This window comes from Methanosarcinales archaeon, from assembly GCA_014859725.1.
In the GTDB taxonomy this organism is placed as follows: domain Archaea; phylum Halobacteriota; class Methanosarcinia; order Methanosarcinales; family Methanocomedenaceae; genus Kmv04.
The window spans coordinates 1-8,351 of sequence record JACUTQ010000101.1; the positions used below are offsets into that span (position 1 = coordinate 1).

General features: G+C 40.7%; 12 protein-coding genes. 11 read left to right on the top strand and 1 reads right to left on the bottom strand.

The genetic code is table 11. The features are described 5' to 3' along the window. Window positions 1-425 precede the first annotated feature (425 nt). The 11 genes from IBX40_08755 to IBX40_08805 are packed head-to-tail and all read left to right on the top strand — an operon-like array spanning window position 426 to window position 7,737. Window positions 426-845 carry a Na+/H+ antiporter subunit E gene (locus tag IBX40_08755; GenBank protein ID MBE0524401.1) on the top strand — a complete coding sequence of 140 codons (420 nt, stop codon included), beginning with the start codon at window positions 426-428 and terminating at the stop codon, window positions 843-845. Further along, entirely contained in the window at window positions 845-1,087 is a 243-nt protein-coding gene (locus IBX40_08760) for a cation:proton antiporter (GenBank protein ID MBE0524402.1), read from the top strand. The genes IBX40_08755 and IBX40_08760 overlap by 1 nt, the downstream gene beginning before the upstream one ends. An 11-nt stretch (window positions 1,088-1,098) precedes the next feature. After that, window positions 1,099-1,407, top strand: a complete 309-nt coding sequence (locus IBX40_08765; GenBank protein ID MBE0524403.1) for a monovalent cation/H(+) antiporter subunit G — start codon at window positions 1,099-1,101, stop codon at window positions 1,405-1,407. A gap of 1 nt (window position 1,408) precedes the next feature. Beyond that, complete coding sequence (locus IBX40_08770; GenBank protein MBE0524404.1) at window positions 1,409-1,654, top strand: DUF4040 domain-containing protein; 246 nt, start codon at window positions 1,409-1,411, stop codon at window positions 1,652-1,654. Between the two features lie 2 nt (window positions 1,655-1,656). Next, on the top strand, window positions 1,657-1,923 hold the full coding sequence (locus tag IBX40_08775) for a hypothetical protein (protein ID MBE0524405.1): 267 nt from the start codon (window positions 1,657-1,659) through the stop codon (window positions 1,921-1,923). Next, window positions 1,920-2,360 (top strand): Na(+)/H(+) antiporter subunit B, encoded by a 441-nt coding sequence (locus IBX40_08780; protein MBE0524406.1) that lies wholly within the window; start codon window positions 1,920-1,922, stop codon window positions 2,358-2,360. The genes IBX40_08775 and IBX40_08780 overlap by 4 nt, the downstream gene beginning before the upstream one ends. Next, the gene (locus IBX40_08785) at window positions 2,353-2,724 is read left to right on the top strand and encodes a cation:proton antiporter subunit C (protein ID MBE0524407.1); all 372 of its coding nucleotides are present in this window, start codon (window positions 2,353-2,355) and stop codon (window positions 2,722-2,724) included. Before IBX40_08780 ends, IBX40_08785 begins: the two co-directional genes overlap by 8 nt. After that, window positions 2,721-4,202, top strand: a complete 1,482-nt coding sequence (locus IBX40_08790) for a monovalent cation/H+ antiporter subunit D family protein (protein ID MBE0524408.1) — start codon at window positions 2,721-2,723, stop codon at window positions 4,200-4,202. Before IBX40_08785 ends, IBX40_08790 begins: the two co-directional genes overlap by 4 nt. An 11-nt stretch (window positions 4,203-4,213) precedes the next feature. After that, the gene (locus IBX40_08795; protein MBE0524409.1) at window positions 4,214-5,701 is read left to right on the top strand and encodes a monovalent cation/H+ antiporter subunit D family protein; all 1,488 of its coding nucleotides are present in this window, start codon (window positions 4,214-4,216) and stop codon (window positions 5,699-5,701) included. 1 nt (window position 5,702) lies between these two features. After that, window positions 5,703-5,951, top strand: a complete 249-nt coding sequence (locus tag IBX40_08800; protein MBE0524410.1) for a hypothetical protein — start codon at window positions 5,703-5,705, stop codon at window positions 5,949-5,951. After that, window positions 5,944-7,737 (top strand): Na(+)/H(+) antiporter subunit D, encoded by a 1,794-nt coding sequence (locus IBX40_08805; protein MBE0524411.1) that lies wholly within the window; start codon window positions 5,944-5,946, stop codon window positions 7,735-7,737. Before IBX40_08800 ends, IBX40_08805 begins: the two co-directional genes overlap by 8 nt. A 3-nt stretch (window positions 7,738-7,740) precedes the next feature. On the opposite strand, the gene IBX40_08810 is transcribed toward IBX40_08805, so the two are convergent. Beyond that, the gene (locus IBX40_08810; protein ID MBE0524412.1) at window positions 7,741-8,145 is read right to left on the bottom strand and encodes a hypothetical protein; all 405 of its coding nucleotides are present in this window, start codon (window positions 8,143-8,145) and stop codon (window positions 7,741-7,743) included. Between the last annotated feature and the right edge of the window lie 206 nt (window positions 8,146-8,351).

The following is an 8,351-nucleotide window of genomic DNA, read 5'->3' on the forward strand; positions in this document are numbered from 1 at the left end:
TGAGCCTTCATTTGTCAAATGAAATGGTTCACGATGTGTTGAGCCTTTCCAAGTAGTGACCTATTAGCCATTTGGGAGTTTAGAAAAATATAATAAATTGCATTTTTAAAATCACTATCAGTAAAAATACTAATTGATACAACAAAAGGGTCAAGAATGTGGGTTTAAACTAGGATATTACCGATTTTTTAGACGATTTGTTATTCTATTTTTAATGAGTTAATTAAATAATTTTGATTCCATGCATACTGAAGGTTTTTTTCAAATTAAAACCAAAATGTTTTAATAATACTTACGGGTTGAATACCTGAAAAAAGGACATAGTAATAATTAAATATTAATGCGGGATGAAAATTGTGAAACTTGAGAGATTCATATCACTGTATATCTTATTACTTTCATTTTGGTTGCTTTTATCCACATCTATGTACTGGTTTCACATATCATTTGGCTTGATCAGTATATTGTTGGTTTCATTATTTACTTATGATATGGTATTTGTAAATGAGAATGGAAAAGATAATATTGAAAAAATATTCAGATTTTTTATTTATCTCCCCTGGATATTATACCAGATAATTATTGCAAACATAGATGTCGCAAAACGTGCTCTTGATCCAAGAATGCCAATAGACCCCGGTCTAATAACATTTAATTCATTTCTGAAAACCGACCTTTCCAAAACAACATTAGCCAATTCAATTACATTAACTCCGGGAACTGTTACAGTAGATATTGATGGTGATGAATTCTTAATCCACGCTATCACCAAGGAAGCAGGTGAGGATCTGCTGGAAGGCACTATGGAAAGAAAAGTTGCTCATGTATTCAAGGAGGATGAATAATGGAGAACATTTTCATAATGGCCAGTTTATTATTGATAATTACCAGTTTTGTTTCATTATACAGGGCCATACACGGCCCGGGAATTTTTAACAGGATCATTGCTGTAAATATTATCGGTACCAAGACGATCCTGATATTGGTCCTTATTGGATTTATCTACGGCAGACCGCATTTTCTGGACCTGGCACTGGTGTATGCACTTCTGAATTTCATGATGACTATAGCAGCAACAAAGTATTGAGGTGAGATCAAATGACAATAATTATATCAAACATTATTTCCGTGGTTTTCATATTTATAGGCCTGTTTTTCATAGTTGCCGGGACTGTGGGGCTCATTAGATTTCCTGATTTTTATTCCAGAATGCATGCTACTGGTAAATGTGATACATTGGGAGTAGGATTAATGATTATAGGTCTTATCATCTATAATGGATTGAATTTTATAAGTGTCAAACTACTGTTCCTTGTTATTTTCATTTTTATAGCCAATCCAGTTGCCACTCATGCTATAGCAAGAGCAGCATATAAAGTAGGTCTGAGACCTTGGAGGCGGGAATAAGATGATCTGGATCATTGACATCGTCATGTTGTTCTTCCTTGTGGTATGTGCTATAGCCGCTATATCTGTCAAGGATCTTTTAAGTGCTGTAATTATTCTTTCACTGTACAGTTTGATCATGGCTATTGTATGGGTAGAACTCCGTGCTGTTGATGTCGCATTTACTGAAGCATCTGTAGGTGCGGGTATTACTACAGTGTTTTTCATTTTTACATTAGTTAAGACCACAGGGAGGTCTGAAGATTGAGGATGCTCCCGTTAATTATCGTGATCATTACAGGGTCCCTGTTAATATGGGCCGGTCAGGATATGCCTGATTTCGGCGACCCGGATGCTCCGGCGCATCATCATGTGGCAGATTGGTATATCGAACACAGCGAAGATGATGTTGCAGTAGAGAACATGGTCACCTCAATTCTTGCTGATTACAGGGGTTATGATACCTTTGGAGAAACCACTGTGATCTTTACAGCAGGTATAGCTGTAATTCTCATTCTCAGGAGGCGGGAAGATTGAGGGAGGAAAATATAATTATCAGGACAGTGATCAGATTGATGGTGCCCTTTATCCAGGTATTCGGCTTATATGTGATATTCCATGGAGGGGGAGGTCCAGGAGGCGGTTTCCAGGGTGGTGTGATAATGGCTGCCAGCATTATCCTGTATGTGATGGCCTTTGGGATTACAGCAGGTAAACAGAGGTTATCTGAAAAAGTAAATATGATCATGCGCAGTACCGGTCTCTATTTATATGGTGGAGCTGGTGTCCTGGCTTTGATATTCGGGGGCAAATTTCTTGATTATGGTGTTGTACCCCTGCCATTGCACGATCCGGCCCATATCCGGGCTTTTATGATAGACGGTGTGGTGGAAGTAGGTGTGGCAATAACAGTGATGGCGGTAATGGTGACCATATTCTTTGAATTGTATCCGGGAGGTACCAGTGATGATTGAAGAGATACTTGTAAAGTACAATTACTGGATCTATGTAGTTTTAATGATGATCGGATTCTATGCCGTTATTGCAAAGAAGAACCTTATAAAAAAAGTAATTGGCCTAAACATTTTTTCTACTGCAATATTTCTTTTTTATATTTCGATAGGGGATATAAGAGCTATACCAGGTAAAATAGTCACTGAACCCATTTACATGCATGGGGAAAATCTTGTTTATGTTAATCCCATCCCCCACGTGCTGATACTTACAGGGATTGTGGTAAGTGTTAGTGTTACAGCAGTGGCCCTGGCTTTGATTATTAAGATACACAAGGAATTCGGGACGATTGAAGAAGAAAAGATACTGGAGATGCAGTCATGATCTATGATGATTTTCCTGCTCTAATTGTAATACTTCCCCTGTTTGCGGCTTTTACTGTTCCGATTATCGGATACTTTAGTAAGAAAACAGTTCCGTATTTCGTATCACTTGCTACATTTATTGCCTTTATAATTTCCATATTCAACCTTCAAACAGTAATGTCCTCAGGTACAATCAGTTACACGATGGGTGGGTGGGAACCGCCATGGGGTATTGAATATAGAATCGACTATCTGAATGCTTTCGTCAGTATAGTGGTAATTTTCATAATATTTATTGTGTCTATATATTCAAGAAAGAGTATTGAAAACGAACTTCCTGGAAAGACTGTTCCATTCTTCATTATATTTTTATTGCTCACCGCCGGGCTTGAAGGTTTGATAGTCACAGGTGATATTTTCAATGTATATGTATTTCTTGAAATATCTTCTCTGGCCGCCTATGCCCTCATAGCTGTGGGATCTAACAGGAATGCACTCATGGCCAGTCTGAATTACCTGATAATAGGGACCGTGTCTGCTTCCTTTATTTTACTGGGAATAGGATATCTTTACATGGTTACAGGGACGCTGAATATGGCGGATATGGCAAACATTCTGCCAGCAGCTTTTGATGAGAGACCCAAAGTTGTATTGGCTGCTTTTGCGTTTTTCCTGGTTGGATTCAGTATTAAGGTGGGATTGTTCCCCCTGCACACATGGATGCCTGATGCTTATTCCCAGGCGCCTTCGGCTGTAAGTGCACTTTTAGCTTCCACTTTTACTAAAGTAGCAGCATATGTAATGATCCGTTTTATGATCACCATTTTCAAACCGGATTTCATTATTTCAACAGTAAATGCAAATATAATCCTGGCCTGGCTTGCAGCCATTGCGATCATTGCAGGGTCGGTACTGGCCATTGCCCAGACCGATTTCAAAAGAATGCTGGCATATTCCAGTGTGAGCCAGATAGGATACATCATCCTGGGTATTGCCCTGGTAAACCAGGTCGCAATGACTGGTGGTATCATACATATCATGAACCACGGTATCATGAAGGCTGCTTTGTTTATGGTGGCAGGTGCCATCATCTATAAGACCGGCATTCGTAATATCAATGATTTTAAAGGTCTCGGCAAGACCATGCCGTACACATCTGCGGCATTTACCCTGGTGGCATTATCCATGATAGGCGTCCCGCCCACCGTGGGATTTGTAAGCAAATGGTACCTGGCATGGGGTGCCATGATAGCAGATCAATGGATTTTCGTTGGTGTAATTATGTTGAGCAGTTTGTTGAACATCGTATATTTCTGGAGGGTGTTTGAGAATATGTATTTCTATAGGGCAGAAGGGGGCAAGGTGGATGAAGTGCCACTTAGTATGCTTCTTCCCATATTGATACTGGCGGCATTGACGTTCTTGTTAGGGCTGCTGGCATTGTATCCCCTTAATGAAATAATGGCACCAATGGTTCAGATATTATTACCCGGCTAGGAGACATAAACATGGAGACAATACTTACAATAAAACCATTAATTGCGGTCCTGGTGCCATTTATTTGCGCGATCCTGATCATAATCTTTTCCAAACGTCCCAATATCAGGGAAGGATGGTCCGTTGGTGCAGGAGCTATATTATTTCTGATTGTTCTTTCCATGCTCCCCGACATATTAGCAGGTAGCGTAATTCAATTCACAGTTATAGAAATGCTTCCCAACCTGCCTATAAAGTTCAAAGTGGATGCATTTGGGGAACTGTTCGGCCTGACATCATCATTCTTGTGGATATTCACCACTTTTTATTCCATAGGCTATATGCGTGGTTTAAAAGAACATGCACAGACCAGGTACTTCTTCTGTTTTGCTATTGCTATTCTGGGTGCCATAGGGATCGCATTCTCAGCAAACCTGTTCACTCTGTTCATCTTCTATGAAGTACTTACAGTTTCAACTTATCCGCTCGTGGCTCATAACGAAAATGCTGAAGCCAGAAGTGGAGCTAGAAAATACCTGTTATATCTAATGACAGCTGGGATATTCCTGTTCTTCTCTGTTGTTGCTGTCTATTTCTATACAGGTACTACCGATTTCGAATTTAACGGGTTTTTAGACGGTCATGGAATACCTGTTATTATGCTGAAGATACTCTTTGTCACGTTTATGATCGGCTCGGCAAAAGCGGCATTTATGCCCCTCCATTCATGGTTGCCTTCAGCAATGGTAGCACCCACACCCGTATCTGCCCTACTGCATGCAGTGGCTGTAGTAAAAGCAGGCGTTTTCACAGCAACAAGGGTGATACTCTATGTGTTTGGAGTAGACCTGATGGGAGATTTGGGACTTGGACTGATAATGGCGTATTTCGTATGCTTTACCATTATTGTAGCTTCCTTTTATGCCTTGACACATGATAACTTAAAAAGAAGACTAGCCTATTCAACTGTAAGCCAGTTGTCCTACATCTTGTTAGGTGTTTCCATGCTTACACCAGACGGTATCACAGGTGGTATGCTCCATATACCTTATCATGCTTTTATGAAGATCACATTATTCATGTGTGCAGGTGCTATCATCGTTACTACAAAGATAGAGAATATCAGTGAGATGAATGGAATTGGCAGGAAGATGCCGATAACCATGCTGGCCTTTACCGTAGGTGCATTGGGTATGGCCGGAGCCCCGCCAGTAGCCGGGTTTGTTAGTAAATGGTTCCTGCTCCTGGGCTCGTTGGAACTACACCAATTACCTATTCTGATAGTACTCTTAGCAAGTGCTTTGCTTAACGTAGCATATTTCTTCCCTGTGATATATATAGCTTTTTTTAAAGAACCTGAAAAAGAGCTGACATTCGGAGAAGCACATCCGTTTATGCTGGTTCCACTAACACTAACTGCAATTGGGTCATTGATTTTAGGAATTTGGCCTGATGCACCATATCTGTTTTTGGAACTCGTCAATGTTGCTGTTCAAAATGTAACTGCAGGAGTGATCTGATATGGGATTTCTGGATGAAAAAAAGAATCTGGGTTTACTTAAAAAATTGTTCTATTCAAGCCTGATCGTATTGATCCTGCTGGAGATTATTCTTATGGGGATAAGGGAAACACACATATCATTAGCTCATATTGCGGAATTCCCTGCATTTCATGCAATCTATGGATTTGTCGGGTGTGTGATAATGGTATTTGTGGTCAAGTTCCTGGGTCATGAATGGCTTATGAAGGAGGAGGAGTATTATGATTGACTGGGTCCCACCTGCTGCCATATTTATCCTTGGAGCACTATTAATACCGCTTTTCAAAGGCAAGGCCAGACAGTTGTATGTACTTATCATACCGGTGATCGCATTAGCAAATCTGCTAGTCATGGAATCAGGGACCAAATGGACAGTAGGGTACCTGAAATATGACCTTATATTTGGCCAGGTAGACAAATTAAGCATGGTCTTTGGATATGTATTTGTCATTATGGCCTTTATCGGTGTACTGTATTCCCTGCACGTTAGAGAGCATGGTCATTTTGTTGCTGCATTCTTATATCTTGGAAGTGCTCTGGGTGTTGTGTTTTCCGGGGATTTGTTCTCGTTGTTCATTTTCTGGGAGATCATGGCCTTCTCGTCTGTATTTTTAATTTGGTTCCAAAAGGAAAAAGCATCCATTGATGCAGGTTTCAGATATATACTGGTCCATACTGCCGGGGGTTTAGCCCTGCTTGCAGGAATTGTACTGAGAGTAATGGAAACGGGCTCGCTTGAGTTCGGTCATATCGGGCTCGACGGACTGGATACATATCTGATACTTATAGGTTTTATTTTGAATGCAGCAGTCCCCCCCCTCCATGCATGGCTGGCAGATGCATATCCTGAAGCAACCATTGTTGGTGCTGTGTTCTTATCTGCATTTACCACCAAAACAGCAGTATATGTATTGTTGAGGGCATATTCCGGAACTGAGATCCTTATGTGGCTGGGTGCTATTATGGCGATTTTTGGTGTGTGTTATGCAGTGCTGGAGAACGATATTCGAAGGATACTGGGTTATCATATCATAAGTCAGGTGGGCTATATGGTGTGCGGTGTGGGTATCGGGACATATATGGCAATAAACGGCTCAGCCGCACATGCTTTTGCCCACATACTCTATAAAGGTCTCCTGTTCATGTCCACTGGTGCAATAATCTATTCTACAGGTCTACGAAAACTCACTGATCTGGGTGGATTGTATAAAAAAATGCCAATAACACTGGTAATGTACATGGTGGCCGGATTTGCAATATCAGGTATGCCGCTATTCAGCGGGTTCGTCAGCAAGACAATGGTGATTGCATCGGCAGAACATGCCCATCAATATATTATATTTCTCATGTTGTTACTGGCATCAATCGGTACCTTCCTCTCAGTAGGTATAAAGCTCCCATATTTTGCATTCTTTGGAAAGGACCGGGGTATAGAAGCGAAGGACCCACCTGCTAATATGCTGGCAGGTATGGGAATTGCAGCATTCCTGTGTATCCTGATAGGTGTTTATCCGAAAGTGCTGTATGACCTGCTACCGTATGAAGTGGATTTCCAGCCGTTCACAATTCCACATGTTGTGGGTGAACTTCAGCTTTTAATGTTTACAGCTCTTGGTTTCTTCTTGCTGCTTAAGAAATTACAGGTAGAACCCACCATTACTCTTGATATGGACTGGACGTATAGAAAGGGCAGTAAGCTATTTATGTGGTTCATTAATGAACCTCTTGCCAGGGGTTCCCAGTGGACTGTCGATGTTTCCTTACGAATTATTGCATTTTTGAAGTGGTTTGCGAAAAATCCTGTACTTGCGATTATGTTGTATAAAGATCGTATAACACTGCACTTTTTAGGACGGATAGGTAGCAGGACCCAGATGGATTCTATTAGGTATTGGGAAGAAGAAAAGAAATTATATCCAAAGAATCCTGTAAAACGAAATCCTGTAGGAGATTCATTGTTAATGGCTCTTATATTTATGTCAATTTATGTGTTATATTACCTGATCATGTTGTAAATATCATAGCGTCAGGAATGGCTTGGATTTACCAAGAGTAGAAATCAATTCATCAGATGGTTTAGTCGACTCCAAAACTTCAATAAAATCTTCCAGAACACTTATTCGTTTCATATCAGCAATTGGTATAGCAGGCCCCCTTCTAATTTCAAGGTATTCTTTTCGGAGTCTTGGAAGATCCATCACAAACGGGCTCAGAGAACGTCCAATATCTTCTATATAATTATTATGAAACAAACAGGACATTTGAGATATGAAAAGTCCCACTGCGGGTTCAAATCCCCCCATCTGGGTCTGCTCCCGGATGAAGAGAATGGGAAATGCGGCATCGTGAGTTGCTGTGCGGAGTTCCTTAGTATCGGCAACCACAGCCCGAAGCGCACAGGATGCATGTGAGCAAGTTTTCAACTGCCTGAGCAGGAGAAACTTTGCTCAGTGGATACTGGAAGAGGATATTAAAGGTTGTTTTGACAACATCAACCACTTGTGGTTAATGGACAACATCCCGATGGACCAATCGATTCTGAAACAATTCCTCAAAGCCCTAGTGGCAGAGTCCCTAGTGTCATGACAATTTAATTATGGAACATAATATTTTGACAATTTCTCGTCAG

Excerpts from the sequence above, each read along its gene's own strand:
- IBX40_08755 (MBE0524401.1), top strand. The coding sequence starts at position 426 with ATGTACTGGTTTCACATATCATTTGGCTTGATCAGTATATTGTTGGTT.
- IBX40_08760 (MBE0524402.1), top strand. The coding sequence starts at position 845 with ATGGAGAACATTTTCATAATGGCCAGTTTATTATTGATAATTACCAGT.
- IBX40_08765 (MBE0524403.1), top strand. The coding sequence starts at position 1,099 with ATGACAATAATTATATCAAACATTATTTCCGTGGTTTTCATATTTATA.
- IBX40_08770 (MBE0524404.1), top strand. The coding sequence starts at position 1,409 with ATGATCTGGATCATTGACATCGTCATGTTGTTCTTCCTTGTGGTATGT.
- IBX40_08775 (MBE0524405.1), top strand. The coding sequence starts at position 1,657 with ATGCTCCCGTTAATTATCGTGATCATTACAGGGTCCCTGTTAATATGG.
- IBX40_08785 (MBE0524407.1), top strand. The coding sequence starts at position 2,353 with ATGATTGAAGAGATACTTGTAAAGTACAATTACTGGATCTATGTAGTT.
- IBX40_08790 (MBE0524408.1), top strand. The coding sequence starts at position 2,721 with ATGATCTATGATGATTTTCCTGCTCTAATTGTAATACTTCCCCTGTTT.
- IBX40_08795 (MBE0524409.1), top strand. The coding sequence starts at position 4,214 with ATGGAGACAATACTTACAATAAAACCATTAATTGCGGTCCTGGTGCCA.
- IBX40_08800 (MBE0524410.1), top strand. The coding sequence starts at position 5,703 with ATGGGATTTCTGGATGAAAAAAAGAATCTGGGTTTACTTAAAAAATTG.
- IBX40_08805 (MBE0524411.1), top strand. The coding sequence starts at position 5,944 with ATGATTGACTGGGTCCCACCTGCTGCCATATTTATCCTTGGAGCACTA.